This is a genomic window from Acidovorax sp. (genome assembly GCF_046339755.1).
In the GTDB taxonomy this organism is placed as follows: domain Bacteria; phylum Pseudomonadota; class Gammaproteobacteria; order Burkholderiales; family Burkholderiaceae_C; genus Acidovorax.
This window is the reverse complement of sequence record NZ_JBKDTZ010000272.1, coordinates 1-16,365: the sequence shown is the minus strand read 5'-3', so window position 1 is coordinate 16,365 and position 16,365 is coordinate 1. Positions and strand designations below refer to the sequence as shown.

18 protein-coding genes and 3 tRNA genes are annotated in these 16,365 nt (G+C 66.5%); 7 read left to right on the top strand and 14 right to left on the bottom strand.

The features are described 5' to 3' along the window. From ACK59X_RS23535 to folC, 13 genes are all read right to left on the bottom strand, one after another. On the bottom strand, positions 1 to 828 hold an 828-nt coding region (locus ACK59X_RS23535), incomplete at its 3' end, for an FAD binding domain-containing protein (RefSeq protein WP_409960798.1). Then, on the bottom strand, positions 825 to 1,481 hold the full coding sequence (gene paoA / locus ACK59X_RS23530; RefSeq protein WP_409960797.1) for an aldehyde dehydrogenase iron-sulfur subunit PaoA: 657 nt from the start codon (positions 1,479 to 1,481) through the stop codon (positions 825 to 827). The genes ACK59X_RS23535 and paoA, both read right to left, overlap by 4 nt. Positions 1,482 to 1,618: 137 nt before the next feature. Continuing rightward, complete coding sequence (locus ACK59X_RS23525; RefSeq protein ID WP_409960796.1) at positions 1,619 to 1,759, bottom strand: hypothetical protein; 141 nt, start codon at positions 1,757 to 1,759, stop codon at positions 1,619 to 1,621. Beyond that, on the bottom strand, positions 1,744 to 2,391 hold the full coding sequence (locus ACK59X_RS23520) for a hypothetical protein (RefSeq protein WP_409960795.1): 648 nt from the start codon (positions 2,389 to 2,391) through the stop codon (positions 1,744 to 1,746). The genes ACK59X_RS23525 and ACK59X_RS23520 overlap by 16 nt, the downstream gene beginning before the upstream one ends. A gap of 29 nt (positions 2,392 to 2,420) precedes the next feature. Continuing rightward, on the bottom strand, positions 2,421 to 3,056 hold the full coding sequence (locus ACK59X_RS23515; protein ID WP_409960794.1) for a YbhB/YbcL family Raf kinase inhibitor-like protein: 636 nt from the start codon (positions 3,054 to 3,056) through the stop codon (positions 2,421 to 2,423). Positions 3,057 to 3,554: 498 nt separating this feature from the next. Beyond that, positions 3,555 to 3,631 (bottom strand) — tRNA-Asp (locus ACK59X_RS23510). Between the two features lie 58 nt (positions 3,632 to 3,689). Then, a tRNA-Glu gene (locus ACK59X_RS23505) sits at positions 3,690 to 3,765 on the bottom strand. A 36-nt stretch (positions 3,766 to 3,801) separates the two neighbouring features. Continuing rightward, positions 3,802 to 3,877: transfer RNA gene (locus ACK59X_RS23500), tRNA-Ala, on the bottom strand. A gap of 100 nt (positions 3,878 to 3,977) precedes the next feature. Continuing rightward, positions 3,978 to 5,408 (bottom strand): glutamate--tRNA ligase, encoded by a 1,431-nt coding sequence (gene gltX / locus ACK59X_RS23495; protein WP_409960793.1) that lies wholly within the window; start codon positions 5,406 to 5,408, stop codon positions 3,978 to 3,980. Positions 5,409 to 5,588: 180 nt separating this feature from the next. Further along, positions 5,589 to 7,094: an amidophosphoribosyltransferase gene (gene purF / locus ACK59X_RS23490; RefSeq protein ID WP_409960792.1), complete on the bottom strand. Its 1,506-nt coding sequence runs from the start codon at positions 7,092 to 7,094 to the stop codon at positions 5,589 to 5,591. Between the two features lie 71 nt (positions 7,095 to 7,165). Further along, complete coding sequence (locus tag ACK59X_RS23485) at positions 7,166 to 7,651, bottom strand: CvpA family protein (RefSeq protein ID WP_409960799.1); 486 nt, start codon at positions 7,649 to 7,651, stop codon at positions 7,166 to 7,168. A gap of 26 nt (positions 7,652 to 7,677) precedes the next feature. Beyond that, positions 7,678 to 8,580: an SPOR domain-containing protein gene (locus ACK59X_RS23480; protein ID WP_409960791.1), complete on the bottom strand. Its 903-nt coding sequence runs from the start codon at positions 8,578 to 8,580 to the stop codon at positions 7,678 to 7,680. Positions 8,581 to 8,604: 24 nt separating this feature from the next. Next, a complete protein-coding gene (folC, locus tag ACK59X_RS23475; protein WP_409960790.1) occupies positions 8,605 to 9,933 on the bottom strand; it encodes a bifunctional tetrahydrofolate synthase/dihydrofolate synthase in 1,329 nt (442 codons plus the stop codon). Positions 9,934 to 9,990: 57 nt separating this feature from the next. Here folC and ACK59X_RS23470 point away from each other — a divergent pair, with 57 nt between their 5' ends. From ACK59X_RS23470 to argG, 4 genes are all read left to right on the top strand, one after another. After that, positions 9,991 to 10,383, top strand: a complete 393-nt coding sequence (locus tag ACK59X_RS23470; RefSeq protein ID WP_409960789.1) for an arsenate reductase — start codon at positions 9,991 to 9,993, stop codon at positions 10,381 to 10,383. 147 nt (positions 10,384 to 10,530) lie between these two features. Then, positions 10,531 to 11,157, top strand: a complete 627-nt coding sequence (locus tag ACK59X_RS23465) for a glycine zipper 2TM domain-containing protein (RefSeq protein WP_409960788.1) — start codon at positions 10,531 to 10,533, stop codon at positions 11,155 to 11,157. A gap of 184 nt (positions 11,158 to 11,341) precedes the next feature. Then, a complete protein-coding gene (locus ACK59X_RS23460) occupies positions 11,342 to 11,659 on the top strand; it encodes a pyrimidine/purine nucleoside phosphorylase (RefSeq protein ID WP_409960787.1) in 318 nt (105 codons plus the stop codon). 23 nt (positions 11,660 to 11,682) lie between these two features. Then, entirely contained in the window at positions 11,683 to 13,023 is a 1,341-nt protein-coding gene (argG, locus tag ACK59X_RS23455) for an argininosuccinate synthase (protein ID WP_409960786.1), read from the top strand. 57 nt (positions 13,024 to 13,080) lie between these two features. Here argG and murB read toward each other — a convergent pair whose 3' ends face one another. Then, positions 13,081 to 14,154 carry a UDP-N-acetylmuramate dehydrogenase gene (gene murB / locus ACK59X_RS23450; protein WP_409960785.1) on the bottom strand — a complete coding sequence of 358 codons (1,074 nt, stop codon included), beginning with the start codon at positions 14,152 to 14,154 and terminating at the stop codon, positions 13,081 to 13,083. A 242-nt stretch (positions 14,155 to 14,396) separates the two neighbouring features. On the opposite strand from murB, the gene ACK59X_RS23445 reads away from it, so the two are divergent. The 3 genes from ACK59X_RS23445 to ACK59X_RS23435 all read left to right on the top strand — a co-directional run. Beyond that, entirely contained in the window at positions 14,397 to 14,882 is a 486-nt protein-coding gene (locus ACK59X_RS23445; protein WP_409960784.1) for a YajQ family cyclic di-GMP-binding protein, read from the top strand. A gap of 21 nt (positions 14,883 to 14,903) precedes the next feature. Next, positions 14,904 to 15,557: a TIGR02281 family clan AA aspartic protease gene (locus ACK59X_RS23440; RefSeq protein WP_409960783.1), complete on the top strand. Its 654-nt coding sequence runs from the start codon at positions 14,904 to 14,906 to the stop codon at positions 15,555 to 15,557. A 17-nt stretch (positions 15,558 to 15,574) separates the two neighbouring features. Next, the coding region (locus ACK59X_RS23435; protein ID WP_409960782.1) for an HD-GYP domain-containing protein at positions 15,575 to 16,365 on the top strand (791 nt) is incomplete at its 3' end.

The window sequence follows — 16,365 nt, the reverse complement described above, 5'->3', positions numbered from 1 at the left end:
GGGCAGTTCGGCCTCTGCCGCCTCCACGCGCCAGGGCTTGTGGGCCACGCCACCCAGCGCGATGCGCCCCGTGCCATTGCGCTGCACGATGGCCGCCACCGAGACCAGCGCAAACGCATACGAGGCGCGGTCGCGCACCTTGCGGTAGAGGTGCGTGCCGCCCACGGGCCGGGGCAGGGTCACGGCCGTGATGAGCTCCCCCGGGGCCAGCACCGTCTCGACCTGCGGCGTGGTGCCTGGCAGGCGGTGGAAGTCTGCAATCGGTATCACGCGCGTGCGGCCGTCGCCGCGCACCGTTTCCACCTTGGCGTCGAGCACACGCAAAGCCACGGCCATGTCGCTCGGGTGCGTGGCGATGCAGGCCGGGCTGGTGCCGACCACCGCATGCTGGCGCGTGACACCGCCGATGGCGCTGCAGCCGCTGCCGGGCTGGCGCTTGTTGCAGGGCATGTGGGTGTCGTAGAAATACGGGCAGCGTGTGCGCTGCAGCAGGTTGCCCGCCGTGGTGGCCTTGTTGCGCAGCTGACCCGAGGCGCCCGCCAGCAGGGCACGCGAGAGCACGGCGTAGTCCCGCCGGATGCGTTCGTGCGCGGCCAGGTCGGTGTTGCGCACCAGGGCACCGATGCGCAGGCCACCGTCGAGCGCAGGCTCCACCTTGTCCAGCTGCAAGGCATTCACGTCCACCAGGTGCACGGGGGTCTCGATCTGCAGCTTCATCAGGTCGAGCAGGTTGGTGCCGCCCGCGATGAACTTGGCACCCGGCACCCGCTCCACGGCGGCAGCGGCTTCGGCGGGCGACTGCGCCCGTTCGTAGGTAAAGGGCCTCATGTTCTTGCTCCCGCCACTTCGGTGATGGCATCCACGATGTTGGAATAGGCGCCGCAACGGCAGATGTTGCCGCTCATGCGCTCGCGCAGTTCTTCGGCCGACAGCAGCGGCCGCGCCGTGAGGTCGGCGCTCACATGGCTGGGGATTCCTTTGCGGATCTCGTCGAGCACGCCCACGGCCGAACAGATCTGCCCCGGCGTGCAGTAGCCGCACTGGTAGCCATCGTGCTTCACAAAGGCCGCCTGCAGGGGGTGCAGGTTGCGCGGCGTGCCCAGGCCTTCCACGGTGGTGATCTGCGCACCTTCGTGCATCACGGCCAGGGTCAGGCAGGCATTGATGCGCCGGCCATCGGCGATGACGGTGCAGGCACCGCACTGGCCATGGTCGCAGCCCTTCTTGGTGCCCGTGAGCTGCAGGTGTTCGCGCAGCGCATCCAGCAAGGTCGTGCGCGTGTCCAGCTCCAGCTCGCGCGGCTGGCTGTTCACGATGAACGTGACCTTGGCGACCGGGATGGGAAAAGTCACGCCGGGTGGCTGCGGCGTCGCCGGCATCTGGGCACTGGCAGGTGGGGTTGCCGTTGCGGCGCTGGTGGCAGCGCCGGCGATCAGCAGGTCGCGCCGGGAGATCGCCGGCAGTGCAGTCGCTGGATTCATGGTGTTGTCCTGTGGGGGCGAATCGGTCCATGGTGGGCGCACGCGCATGCCAAGCCATGGCGGCAGCGTCCTGAATCCACGTAGGACGATTGCCCGCACCCTTCCCCACCGGCAAGACAGGCGCAGTGAAGAAAACCCTAGCGGACGGTCGAAGGCAGGTAGCCGAAGCGCGCTCGGAAGCGCTCGGCAAAGCGTGCCCGGGACTGGTACCCGCAGGCCGGCACAGTGCGCGGAACGCTCCACGACGTGGTCTGCACCAGCATCAGGGCGTGGTGCATGCGGATGTCGACCAGCAGAACATCGACGCGCACATGCTCCTGCGCGTTGTGGCCTCGCCGATCAAGGTGCGCAAGCGCCCCGAGGTGCCCTGGCGTTCGGCCCTGAAGAGATGGCCATGCTCCGCCAAGGCGGCCAGCAGGTCCATCAGGCGGTAGCGCAGGCGCTCGTCGCTGATGCGCACATTGGCCGCGCCGTCCACCACATGCCGCAGGCTCGCGGCGAGGTCTCCGTCCCACGGCATCTGCCTGAAGGCCGGGGCAGCCGCGGCCTCCACCTCGGCCGGCGGCCGGATGCGGTGAAAGGCGTCCGGCAAGTCCGCGGACAGCGTGAGCAGCACGGAACGAAAGCGCTGCTCTGCACCACCCGGTGTCTTCACCAGCTCTGCGCAGGTGGCCGGCTGGACGAGCAGCAGCGAGGTGGGAGACTCCGCCACCACCGCACTGCCACTGCTGCCATCTTCCAGCTGCAACCGTCCGGCCACGGCCAGCACCAGCGTCGCTTCATGGAACAGGAAACGCGGCGTGTGCTGCGGCGGCTCCAGGCGGGGCTGGGCCAGACCGCACAGGCCGTGCCGCCACACCGGAGCACCCGCGGGCAGGGACCAAGCCAGATTCGCGCCGCCGCCCGCCATGGCAGCAGGCGGCAAGGCGCCTCTGGCACTCAGACGGCAGGTACCGCGGGGTTGAGGCTGTAGAGACCGGTCAGGCTGGCCTGCGCCAGCACGGGTGCAGAGGCAAGGGCGGCACGCACATTCGCACCGTTCAACGGCCCCTGCACGACCAGGGTGGGTGCGGCCAGCGCATACACCGTAAAGACGTAGTGGTGCACCAGGGTGTCGTTCCACGGTGGGCAGGGGCCGTCATAGCCGTAGTAGTCGCCCTTCATCTGCTCGTCGCCCGCGAACCAGCCGGTGTAGTCGTTGATGCCATGGCGCAGGCCGCCGGGTGCCGCAGGGCCGCTCTTGCCACGGGGCGTGACGGCGCTCGACTGCGCACCCGCTGCGATTTGCGTGGTGCCTGCCGGAATGTCGAGCAGCAGCCAGTGGAAGAAGTCCACACGTGGCAGCGTGGCAGGCACCTCACGGCCTTCCTGGTTCACGTCGTCGCCCCGGCTGGGTACATCGGGGTCATGGCAGACCACGACGAACGACTGCGTGCCCTCAGGCGCGCCGACCCAGGCCAGGTGCGGATTGCGGTTGGACGACAAAGCGACATGCGATGCTGCATCGGGGACGGCAAAGGCAAATTCGCCAGGAATGGCCTGGCCGTCTTTGAAGCTGTGGCTGGTGAGTTGCATGGAAGATCCCATCCTTGGAGGTTGGCAGTGAAGAGGAATCCGGTGACCGGCAGGCACCGGAACGCATCGGGATTCTAGGGACAGGCCAGTCGGCACGGGTTCCCCATCCGATCAAACTGGCCACCAAACGCGTCGATCTGAGGGCTCTTGGCATGTCGTATCGGTACAGGCGCTGCACGTCGAACACTTGGACGGCGACATGGGCTGTGGGCGGAGATAGGGAGGCCCCAAGCCCAGCCGCCTGGAGGGCTGTACCCGATGGCGCTCCCTGCCACATCAACCAGTCAGGCAGCGATAAACGGAAGCAAGCCATGGCATGCGCAGTGATGGTACCGGCAGCCGTCCGGACGCAAGAGCGGTGTTGGACGCTGGTACGCGGGCTCCCTGACTGCACATGCACAACCGCCGCACGCATTTGTCCGCGCTTGCATGCAAATCAAATCAAAATGACCAATGAAAAAGCCGATGCAAATCAGAAATTTGCATCGGCTTTCATAATGGCGGAGTGGACGGGACTCGAACCCGCGACCCCCGGCGTGACAGGCCGGTATTCTAACCAACTGAACTACCACTCCTGGCAGGCAGCTTTTGCTTGCAGCGGTGTTGCCACCTCACAAGCCAAGCGCTACAACTTGGCGACCCTACGGGGATTCGAACCCCGGTACTCACCGTGAAAGGGTGATGTCCTAGGCCTCTAGACGATAGGGTCAAAACCTTGGAACTTGCGAACCGTTCTGATGGAAAGTGGTGGAGGTAAACGGGATCGAACCGATGACCTCTTGCATGCCATGCAAGCGCTCTCCCAGCTGAGCTATACCCCCACTTGGCGCAGCTGGAAATACCTTCCCAAACTGCGTTTTTTCGACTTCATTCACACTGTGTATGTCGTCTTCATCAGAGACTCAAATTATAGACAGGTTTTTAGCCGTTTTGCAAACGAACGCGAATTTTTTCGCGCCCAAGCAATTCGAGCACCGCATCGACCGATGGCGTATGGGCCGTGCCCACCGTCAGCACGCGCACGGGCATGGCCAGCTGGGGCATCTTCAGGCCGTGGGCCGCCAGCACCTGCTTGAAGGCGGCGCTGATGGCGGCCTTGTTCCATTCGCAGGTGGCGAGCGCTTCGGACAGCGCGGCCATGGCGGGACGGATGGCGTCCGTCACATGCTGGGCCAGCTCGGCCTCGTTCGGGGTCACATCGCCATAGAACACCTGGGCCCAGTCGGCCAGGGCCACCGTGGTGTCGCAGCGGTCCTTGAACAGGGCGCAGATGCGCGGCAGGCGGCCATCGGCCAGGTCGGCGGCGGCCAGGCCACGCTTTTGCAGCTGCGCCGAGACCAGGGTGGCCAGGGCCTCGTCGTCCATGGCCTTGAGGTGCTGGGCATTCACCCAGCGCAGCTTGGCCTCGTCGAACTGCGCAGCGCTGCGGCCCAGGTGGTCGAGGTTGAACCATTCGAGGAACTGCGCGCGGCTGAAGATCTCGTCGTCGCCGTGGCTCCAGCCCAGGCGGGCCAGGTAGTTGACCATGGCGTCGGGCAGATAGCCTTCGTCGCGGTACTGGGTGACGGGCTTGGCGCCGTTGCGCTTGCTCATCTTCTCACCCAGCTCGTTCAACACGGTAGGCAGGTGGGCATAGACCGGCGGCTCCTTGCCCAGGGCGCGGAAGATGTTGATCTGGCGCGGCGTGTTGTTCACATGGTCGTCGCCGCGGATCACGTGGGTGATGGCCATGTCGATATCGTCCACCACCACGCAGAAGTTGTAGGTGGGCGTACCGTCGGGGCGCGCGATCACCAGGTCGTCGAGCTCATCGTTGCTGATCTCGATGCGGCCCTTGACCTTGTCGTCCCAGGCGACCACGCCGCCCTGCGGGTTCTTGAAGCGCAGCACGGGCTGCACGCCTTCGGGGATGGCCGGCAGGGTCTTGCCGGGCTCGGGGCGCCAGGTGCCGTCGTAGCGCGGCTTTTCCTTGGCGGCCATCTGCTTTTCGCGCAGGGCGTCGAGTTCGGCAATGCCCATATAGCAGGGGTAGACCAGGCCCGTGGCCTTGAGGTCTTCGAGCACGGCACGGTAGCGGTCCATGCGCTGCATCTGGTAGAACGGGCCCTCGTCGGGCTGCATGCTCAGCCATTCCATGCTTTCCAGGATCACGTCCACCGCCACTTGGCTGGAGCGCTCCACGTCGGTGTCCTCGATGCGCAGGATGAAGTCGCCGCCCATGGCACGCGCAAACGCCCAGGGATACAGGGCCGAGCGGATGTTGCCCAGGTGGATGAAGCCCGTGGGCGAGGGCGCAAACCGGGTGCGCACGCGGGCCGTGGCGAGTGTGGAGGTGGTGTTCTGGTCGGTCATAGTCTTTAAGGTGGGCCGCCCTGCCCTGCGGGCCATGGTGCAGGCGAAAGGCGGCGTTCAATGCCAATAATGATAGGTGCCGGGCGGGCCCGCCCTGAAACGGCATGGGCGCCCCGATGATCGGCGCGCCCACGAATGGCTTGTCAACGAAGGATGCCGGCCCTCGAAAGAGCCTGTTTCTTATGCGTCCTGTGCGTTGGGCAGTGCCAGGCGCGAGGTGTCCTCTTCGTTCTCTTCCACGCCCACACGGCCTTCGTTCAGGCGCGCAATCTCGTCGGCGGTGATGTCGCCGGTCACATAGGTACCGTCGAAGCACGAGGCATCGAAGCCCACGATGGCCTTGTTGAGCGAGCCCACGGCCTTCTTCATGCCATCCACGTCCTGGTAGATCAGCGCGTCGCAGCCGATGACCAGGCGGAGTTCTTCCACCGTGCGGCCATGGGCCACCAGCTCGCTGCTGGTGGGCATGTCGATGCCGTAGACGTTGGGGTAGCGCACCGGCGGCGCAGCGCTGGCCAGGTAGACGTTGCGGGCGCCGGCGTCGCGCGCCATCTGCACGATCTCGCGCGAGGTGGTGCCACGCACGATGGAGTCATCCACCAGCAGCACATTGCGGCCCTTGAACTCGCTGGCGATCACGTTGAGCTTCTGGCGCACGGACTTCTTGCGCACGCCCTGGCCGGGCATGATGAAGGTGCGGCCCACGTAGCGGTTCTTCACGAAGCCTTCGCGGTACGGCACGCCCAGCAGGTGCGCCAGTTGGGTGGCGCTGGGGCGGCTGGATTCGGGGATGGGGATGATGACGTCGATCTCGTTGGGCGGCACGGTGGAGACCACGCGCTTGGCCAGGGCCTCGCCCAGGTTCAGGCGCGCCTGGTAGACCGAGATACCGTCCAGCACCGAATCAGGGCGCGCCAGGTACACGAACTCGAAGATGCAAGGGTTGAGCTGCGGGTTCTCGGCGCACTGGGCCGAATGCACGGTGCCGTCGAGCGTGATGAACACGGCTTCGCCGGGCTCGATGTTGCGCTCGAACACGTGCGAGGTGCCCTCCAGCGCCACCGATTCGCTGCCCACCATGACATTGCCGTCGGCGCTGCGGCCAATGGCCAGCGGGCGGATGCCGTGCGGGTCGCGGAAGGCCAGCAGGCCGTGGCCGGCGATCATGGCGATCACGGCGTAGGAGCCCTTGATGCGCTTGTTCACGGCGCGCACGGCGGTGAACACATCTTCAGGACGCAGCGGCACGCCGGCCGTGGCGCGATCGAGCTCGTGCGCAAACACGTTGAGCAGCACTTCCGAATCGCTCTCGGTGTTGGTGTGGCGGTGGTCGGTCTGGAACAGTTCGGTGCGCAGCGTCTGGGCATTGGTCAGGTTGCCGTTGTGCACCAGCACCAGGCCGAAGGGCGCGTTCACGTAGAAGGGCTGGGCCTCTTCCTCGCTGTAGGCATTGCCTGCCGTGGGGTAGCGCACCTGGCCCAGGCCCACATTGCCCGGCAGGGCCCGCATGTTGCGCGTGCGGAACACGTCGCGCACCATGCCCTTGGCCTTGTGCATGAAGAACTTGCGGCCCTGCTGGGTCACGATGCCGGCGGCATCCTGGCCCCGGTGCTGCAGCAGCAGCAAGGCGTCATAGATCAACTGATTGACGGGCGTTGTACTGACGACGCCGACGATTCCACACATAGTTCGTTTCCATCCGTTTGCGGGAACATCCCCGCTGCAAACCCACCACAGCGGCTTCTGGCCACTGCGTATCACGAAGGCAAGTGCCTCGTAAATTCTTCCGGAAGCACCGGTTTCAACCCCTCCAGCACCTGGGCCAATACCGGCGCCCCACGCGACTCCTGCCACCAGGCGGCCTCATGCATCGGCGTGAGCCGGGCCACCACGGCCACGGCCAGCAGCACCAGCCCCCGGAGTACCCCGAAAGCCGCACCGAGCGTGCGGTCCACCGGGCGCAGGCCGATGGATTCCACCAGCTTCTTGGCCAGCCAGGCCAAAAAGCCCCACGCAAAGACCGCGCCGATGAACACCAGCGCAAACCCCGCGGCATAGCGCAAGCTGCTCTCGGGCTCTCCCATGGGCAGCAACGCTGCCACATCGCTGGCCAGCCACTGCGCCGCAAAGAACGCCACCACCCATCCCACCAGGGACATCACCTCGTACACCAGGCCGCGCCAGGCCCCCAACAGCATGGAGGCCAGCAGCACGGCCACGAAAATCCAGTCCAGCGCCGCCATCACCGGCGCAGCAGCCTGCTCCGGCATCAAAGCGTCAGCACCGATGCCGACAGTTCCAGCGAACGGATCTTGCCGGCCGCCTTGTCCGCATCCGCGCGGTTGTTGTAGGGGCCCACGCGCACCCGGGTGCGCTTGCCGTCCTTGGTATCCACCACCTGCACAAAGGTCTTGAGGCCGGCGCGCTCCACCTTGGTGCGCGCCTCGCGCGCCTTGTCCGCATCGGCAAAAGCCCCCACCTGCACGATGAAGCGGGCGTCTTCGGCACTGGCCGGGGCTGCTGACGCCGCCACGGCGGGCGCCGTGGTCCGGCCCTCCAGCAGGGCGCGGGCGCGGGCCGCTTCGTCGGTGCCGCTGCTGCGGGCCGGCGCGGCAGGCGCAGGGGTTGCTGCGGCAACCGGCCTGGGCTCGGGCTTGTGTTCAGGTTTGGGGGCGGGTTCCGGCTTGGGCACGGCCGCTACCACGGGGGGCTTGGGCACCAGGGCCGGCTTGTTGGGGCCGGCGATGATTTCCTCGCCTTCGCTCAGGCCATTGCCGGCACTGCCCTGGCCCGGCGCCGTGCGGCCTGCTGCAGGCTGCGGGGCCGGTGCGGACTGGCGCGCCACCGCCGCAGAAGCCGGCGCGGCCGAGGGGGCCTGCGCAGCAGCCGGTGCTGGCGCGGGCACGACCACGGGTGCGGTCTTGTTGCGGTCGGGAATCTCTATCGGTATGTCCACCGCAATGGGGCGCGGCTGGGTGTCGAACAGCAGCGGAAAGCCCACCACGCCCAGGGCCACCAGCACGGCCGCACCGATCAGGCGGTGGCGCGCACGCCGGCGCATCGCTTCGATGCTTTCGGCCTGGGGCGCAGCGCGTGAGCGCTTGGCAGCCGGCTTGTCGGCCGGTGCGGCGGGTTCACTCTGACCGGGCCACCGAAACTTGAAAAATGCCATGGAGTTGCGACTCGTGCGGAGCGCTTACGCGCCCAGATGTTTGGCGTGCAGGCGGGGAGTGCCGTTGACCAATACCCCGCCCACCGTGAAGAACGAGCCAAAGACCACGATTCTATCAGCCGGGTCTGCCGCCGCCACGGCAGCCTGCAGTGCCTGCATGGGGTCTTGGTGCACGCTGGTGGCCACCTCGCGGCGCCCGCCGGCCACCATCTGCAGGGCATTCCATTTCTGCTGCAGCGCGGCGCCCGTCTCGGCTCGCGCCGTGGGCAGGCTGGTGAAGTACCAGCGGTCCACCAGCGGCCCCACCTTGGCCAGCATGGTGGCCAGGTCCTTGTCCGCCATGGCGCCGAACACTGCGTGCGTGGTGGGGAAAAAGCCCATGGCATCGAGGTTGGCCGTGAGCGCTGCCACCGAATGCGGGTTGTGCGCCACGTCCAGCACCAGCGTGGGCTCGCCCGGCACGATCTGGAAGCGCCCGGGCAGTTCCACCATGCCCATGCCCGTGCGCACCGCCTGCGCGGTCACGGGAATGCGCTCGCGCAAGGCTTCGAACGCGGCCAGCACCCCCGCGGCATTCACCAGTTGGTTGGCGCCACGCAGCGCAGGATAGGCCAGGCCCGCATAGCGGCGGCCGCGGCCCGCCCAATTCCACTGCTGCTTGTCGCCCGAGACGTTGAAGTCACGGCCCGAGAGCCACAGGTCGGCCCCGATGGCAGTGGCATGGTCCACCACGCTCTGCGGAGCCATGGGGTCGCTCACGATCGCCGGGCGGCCGGCGCGCATGATGCCCGCCTTCTCGCGGCCGATGCTCTCGCGGTCCTTGCCCAGGAATTCGGTGTGGTCGATGTCGATGCTGGTGATGATGGCGCAGTCGGCATCGATGATGTTGGTGGCGTCGAGCCGCCCGCCCAGGCCCACTTCCAGGATTGCCAGGTCCAGGCGGGCCTGGCTCATGAGGCGCAGGATGGCCAGGGTGGACAACTCGAAATAGGTCAGCGAAATGGCCTCGCCGCCCTGCACGCGGGCGGCCTCCACGGCCGCGAAGTGGGGTACCAGATCGGCAGCGGCCACGATCTCGCCGTGCACACGGCAGCGCTCCTCGAAGAGCACCAGATGCGGCGAGGTGTACACCCCCGTGCGGTAGCCCGACTGCAGGCCCACGGCCTCCAGCATGGCGCATGTGGAGCCCTTGCCATTGGTGCCCGCCACGGTAACCACCGGGCAGTCGAAGCGCAGCGCCATGCGGCGCGCCACTTCGCTCACACGGTCCAGGCCCATGTCGATGTTGTGCGGGTGCAGGCGCTCGCAGTGCTGCAGCCAGCGGTCCAGGGTGTCGATATTATTCGTGTCCATACAGCCCGCGATTGTCGCCGAGCCCACGGTCGCGCACATCCTGAACCCGCAGTAACCATGACAAACGCAAGCACCACCATCACCCTTTACGGCATTCCCAACTGCGACACCGTGAAAAAGGCGCGCACCTGGTTCACCGACCAGGGCCTGGACTACGCCTTCCACGATTTCAAGAAGCAGGGCGTGCCCGCCGGGCACCTGCCCGGCTGGCTGGCCGCCGTGGGCCGGGACAAACTGGTGAACCGCCAGGGCACGACCTGGCGCAAGCTCGATGCCGATACCCAGGCCGCGGTGAAGGACGACGCCAGCGCCAGCGCCCTGCTTCAGGCCCAGCCCAGCGTGGTCAAGCGCCCCGTGGTGGAGTGGAAAACAGGCGGCAGCACCCGGATTTCGGTCGGTTTCGTGCCCGAAACCTGGAACGAATGGCGAAAGGGCGGCTCCAACCCCTGAGATTTCCGTGATCCAGCGCCTGGAAAGCGGAGATATTGCACAAATCTTTACGCAGTTTTACGGCCTGCCCACCCGGTTTTGACCGGCCCGGCCTAAACTTTTCAACAGTCTGGTGCGTTATGCACTGACCCTGAAAGGAGTTTCTCCATGAAAAAGATCGTCATTCTTTCCGCCCTGGCCGCCGTTGCCACCATGGCCAGTGCCCAAGAACAGGGCCGCGTGCTCTCGTCCACCCCCATCGTGCAGCAGGTGGCCGTGCCCCAGCAGGTGTGCAACAACGAAACCGTGTACAGCGGCAACCGCACCTCGGGTGGCGGCGCCGTGCTGGGTGCCATCGCCGGCGGTGCCGTCGGCAACCAGATCGGCAAGGGCAGCGGCCGTGCCGCGGCCACGGCCCTGGGCCTGATCGGTGGCGCCGTGCTGGGCAACAACATCGAAGGCAATGGCCAGCCGCAGTACGAGAACGTGCAGCGCTGCCACAACCAGACCTACTACGAGAACCGCACCGTGGGCTACAACGTGGTCTACGAGTACGCTGGCCGCCAGTACACCACGCGCACCCAGTACGACCCGGGCCGCTGGATCCCCGTGAGCGTGCAGCCGGGCCAGACCTATTCGACGGAGCCCGCCTACCAGCAGGGCTATGCCCAGCCCGGCGTGGTCACCTCGACCTACCCGGCGCCCCCACCCACCTACGTGACGCCCCCGGTCACGGTGATCGAGTACGGCTACGACCGCTCGTACCACCACCCGCGCAATCCCTACTGGCGCTGAGCGGGCAGCCTGGGCAGCCGGCGGCATGCGCACGCTGCCGGCCCAGTGACCATTGCCATTACGGGCTGCCCTCCCCGTGCGCCAGTCCTTCAAAGAGCCCTTCGGGGCTCTTTTTTTTGCCTGGCGCGGCGGCGCCGGTACGGTGGCCTAAAATCAGGGGTTTCCCTCCAACCAACGCGCATTCATGACCACCGAAAAAATCGACGGCGTGTCCGTCACCACCCAGGCCAATGTGTACTTTGACGGCAAGTGCGTGAGCCACAACATCACCTTCCCCGATGGCACGAAGAAGTCGGTGGGCGTGGTGCTGCCCGCCACGCTGACCTTCAACACCGGCGCGCCCGAGATCATGGAATGCGTGGGCGGCGAGTGCGAGTACAAGCTCGACGGCACGGACGCCTGGGTCAAGTCCGGCGCGGGCGAGAAGTTCAGCGTGCCCGGCAACTCCAAGTTCGAGATCCGCGTGGCCAGCGCCTACCACTACATCTGCCACTTCGGCTGATCCGCGAGAAAGCCCAGACCGACATGGCCACCATCCTCCAGAACCTGCCCCTGAACGAAAAGGTCGGCATCGCCTTCTCCGGCGGTCTCGACACCAGTGCCGCGCTGCGCTGGATGAAGAACAAGGGCGCCCTGCCCTACGCCTACACGGCCAACCTGGGCCAGCCCGACGAGCCCGACTACGACGCCATCCCCAAGAAGGCCATGGAATACGGCGCCGAGAAGGCCCGCCTGGTGGACTGCCGCACGCAGCTTGCGCACGAAGGCATTGCCGCCCTGCAGGCCGGCGCCTTCCACATCAGCACCGCCGGCATCACCTACTTCAACACCACACCGCTGGGCCGTGCCGTTACCGGCACCATGCTGGTGGCCGCCATGAAGGAGGACGACGTCAACATCTGGGGCGACGGCTCGACCTTCAAGGGCAACGACATCGAGCGCTTCTACCGCTACGGCCTGCTCACCAACCCTTCGCTCAAGATCTACAAGCCCTGGCTGGACCAGCTGTTCATCGACGAGCTGGGCGGCCGTGCCGAGATGTCGGCCTTCATGACCAAGGAAGGTTTCGGCTACAAGATGAGCGCCGAGAAGGCCTACAGCACCGACAGCAACATGCTGGGCGCCACGCACGAGGCCAAGGACCTCGAATTCCTGAACAGCGGCATCCGCATCGTGAACCCCATCATGGGCGTGGCGTTCTGGAAAGACGACGTGCAGGTCAAGGCCGAGGAAGTCTCGGTGCGCTTCGAGGAAGGCCAGCCCGTGGCCTTGAACGGCGTGGAGTTCAACGATCCCGTGGCGCTGATCCTGGAAGCCAACCGCATCGGTGGCCGCCATGGCCTGGGCATGAGCGACCAGATCGAGAACCGCATCATCGAGGCCAAGAGCCGCGGCATCTACGAAGCCCCCGGCCTGGCGCTGCTGCACATCGCCTACGAGCGCCTGGTGACCGGCATTCACAACGAGGACACCATCGAGCAGTACCGCATGAATGGCTTGAAGCTCGGCCGCCTGCTGTACCAGGGCCGCTGGGTCGACCCCCAGGCCATCATGCTGCGCGAAACCGCCCAGCGCTGGGTGGCGCGCGCCATCACCGGCACGGTGACGATCGAACTGCGCCGCGGCAACGACTACTCGCTGCTGAACACCGAATCCCCCAACCTGACCTACGCGCCCGAGCGCCTGAGCATGGAAAAGGTGGAAGACGCGCCTTTCTCGCCGGCCGACCGCATCGGACAGCTGACCATGCGCAACCTGGACATCGTGGACACGCGCGCCAAGCTGGGCGTGTACTCGCGCGCCGGTCTGCTGTCGCTGGGTGGCAATGCCGCGCTGGCCCAGTTGAACGACAAACGCGGCGAGTAAACCGCCTCCAGCGCATGAAGAAAGCCACCCTCGGGTGGCTTTTCTTTTTCAGAGTGGCTACACGACTACCGGCTCGGGCTCGAGCCGGATGCCGAAGCGCTCGTAGACGCTGGTCTGGATGGCCTTGGCCAGGGTCATGACCTCTCCGCCGGTCACGCTCTGCTCGCCGCGCCCGCGGTTGACCAGCACCAGGGCCTGCTTTTCGTAGACCCCCGCCTTGCCGATGGACTTGCCCTTCCAGCCGCAGGCGTCGATGAGCCAGCCGGCCGCCAGCTTGATGCTGCCATCGGGCATGGGGTAGTGCACGATCTTGGGTTCGCGCGCGATGATGTCGGCGCACTGCTCGGGCGAGACCGTGGGGTTCTTGAAGAAACTGCCGGCATTGCCCACCACGGCGGGGTCGGGCAGCTTGGCGCGGCGGATGTCGCACACCCAGTCGAACATCTGCCGGGCCGTGGGGTGGTCGACGCCGGCCTCGGCCCGGCGGCGCTCCAGCTCCAGGTAGCCCAGCACCGGCTTCCAGGGCCGCGGCAGGCGAAACCGCACATGCGTGATCACCGCGCGCCCGGCCAGGCCCATGCCGCGCGGCAGGCCGCCGGCCACCTCGGGCTGCGCGGGGGCGTGCTTGAACACCGAATCGCGGTAGCCGAACGCGCACTGGGCGGCGTCGAGCGTGAACCGCTCGCCCGTGGCCAGGTCGATGGCATCCAGCGACTCGAAGCGGTCCTGCAGCTCCACGCCATAGGCGCCGATGTTCTGTACCGGCGATGCACCCACGGTACCGGGGATCATGGCCAGGTTTTCGAGGCCCGGGTAGCCCTGGTCCAGCGTCCAGGCCACGCAGTCGTGCCAGACCTCGCCGGCACCGGCCTCCACGATGAAGGCCCGGGGCGTTTCCTCCACCAGGCGCAGGCCCTTGATCTCCATCTTGAGCACCACCGGACGCACGTCGCCGGTCAGGATGATGTTGCTGCCGCCGCCCAGCACGAAGACCGGGCCGCCAGACAGTTCTTTATCGGCCAGGAAGACCGCAATATCATCGGCAGAACGCACGCGAACCAGGGTCTGGGCGCGCGCGGCGATGCCGAAGGTATTGCAGGGCTGCAAAGGGACGTTTTTCTCGACTACCATTGGCCCGATTGTCGCACCCGCGCATTAAGGCGACACTGAACAAGTCCCTCGCGCGCCGCGCGCCCCGCTTTGGGCGGTCTGCTCCGCAAGCAAATGCTCGCCATAGCACTGGCTATGGCTGCGCTTTGCGCCTGGCAGCCCATCCCAAATCAGGGCACGCGCCATCGCGAAGACTTATTCAGTGTCGCCTTGGAGCGCTGGGGCGAAACCCGTATTCCCGAGATAGACAGAGAGCCACCACCATGCCATCTTTTGATACCGTCTGCGAAGCCAACCTGGTCGAAGTGAAGAACGGCGTAGAAAACACCGCCAAGGAAATCGGCACCCGCTTCGATTTCAAGGGCACTTCCGCCAGCATCGAGATCAAGGACAAGGAGATCACGCTGATCGGCGACGCCGACTTCCAGCTCACCCAGATCGAGGACGTGCTGCGCAACAAGCTCACCAAGCGCAATGTGGACGTGCGCTTCCTGGACATGGGCGATGTGCAGAAGATGGGCGGCGACAAGGTCAAGCAGGTCATCAAGGTGAAAAACGGCATCGAGAGCGAGCTGGCCAAGAAGATCCAGCGCCTGATCAAGGACAGCAAACTCACGGTGCAGGCCGCCATCCAGGGCGACACCGTGCGCGTGACCGGCGCCAAGCGCGACGACCTGCAGGCCGCGATGGCCCTGATCCGCAAGGACGTGACCGACACGCCACTGTCGTTCGACAACTTCCGCGACTGAGCCAACGCGGACCGGCCCCCCATGCAAACCTCTCGCCTGGCGATCCCGCTGGCCCTGGCCGCAGCCATGGCCCTTGCGCTGCCGGCATGGGCTGCCGGCCAGTCCATCGCCCTGGCCGGCGTGCTGGGCAGCAAGGCGCTGCTGGTGGTCGATGGCAGCGCGCCGCGCGCCGTGGGGCCGGGCGAGACGCACCAGGGCGTGAAGGTGCTGACCGTCAGCAAGGACGAGGCCACGGTGGAAGTCCAGGGCACCCGGCGCCTGCTGCGCCTGGGTGAATCCCCGGTGGCCCTGGGCTCCAGCGGCAGCGGCAAGCGCATCACCCTGACGGCAGACAGCCGGGGGCACTTCACCAACACCGGCTCCATCAATGGCAAGCCCATGACCTACATGGTGGACACCGGTGCGACCGTGGTCGCCATCGGCAAGCCCGCGGCCGACCGCATGGGCCTCAAGCCCGAAGACAGCCAGAAGGTGCTCATGAGCACGGCCAACGGTGTGGCCCAGGGCTGGAGGGTGCGCCTGGACTCCGTGCGCGTGGGCGATGTGGAGGTGCTGGGCGTGGATGCCGTCATCATGTCCACCGACATGCCGTATGTGCTGCTGGGCAACAGCTTCCTCGGCGCGTTCCAGATGACCCGCATCAACGACAAGATGGTGCTGGAAAAGCGCCACTGAACCGTCGCACCCCTGCCATGAACGCCACCACCCCGCTGCCCAACAACAGCCCCCACGAGGGCGAGTACGAAGACTTGCTGGGCCTGTGGTCGGACCTGGAGTCGGCCCTGTCGGTGCTGCTCTCCAAACCGCTGCAGGTGCAGGATTTTCCGGGCAAGGTGCGCGCCTTCGACCTGTGGCTGCAGGACCTGGTGGCGCACGACATTGATGCGGCGCTGTACCTCATGTTCCAGCTCGCCGCCACTTCGTCGGTGGGCTACAGCGCAGCGCACGCGCTGGTCTGCGGCACCCTGTGCCACATCATGGCGCAGGACCTGCGCCTGGTGCCCAGCGAGCGCGACAGCCTGGTGCGCGCGGCATTGACCATGAACATCGGCATGACCGCGCTGCAGGACGAGCTGGCCGAGCAGCGCGAGCGCCCCACCAGCGCGCAGCAGGAGGCCATCCGCAGCCACCCCGAGGAGAGCCAGGCCCTGCTGGAGCGCCTGTTCGTGAGCGACAAGCTGTGGCTTGACGTCGTGGGCCAGCACCACACCAACATGGCCGACCAGGTGCCCCTGGCACAGCAGAACCCCGAAGACCGCCTGACGCGCATCCTGGGCACCATCGACCGCTACGCGGCCATGATCAGCCCGCGCAAATCGCGCGCCGGGCGCAGCGCCACCGATTCGGTGCGTGCCATCGTGGGCCAGGAGGTGGACCAGCGCGACGAGGTGAGCTACACGCTCGTGCGCTCCATCGGCCTGTGCCCGCCCGGCACCTTCGTGCGGCTGGACAACGGCGAAGTCGCGATTGTGCTGCGCCGCAG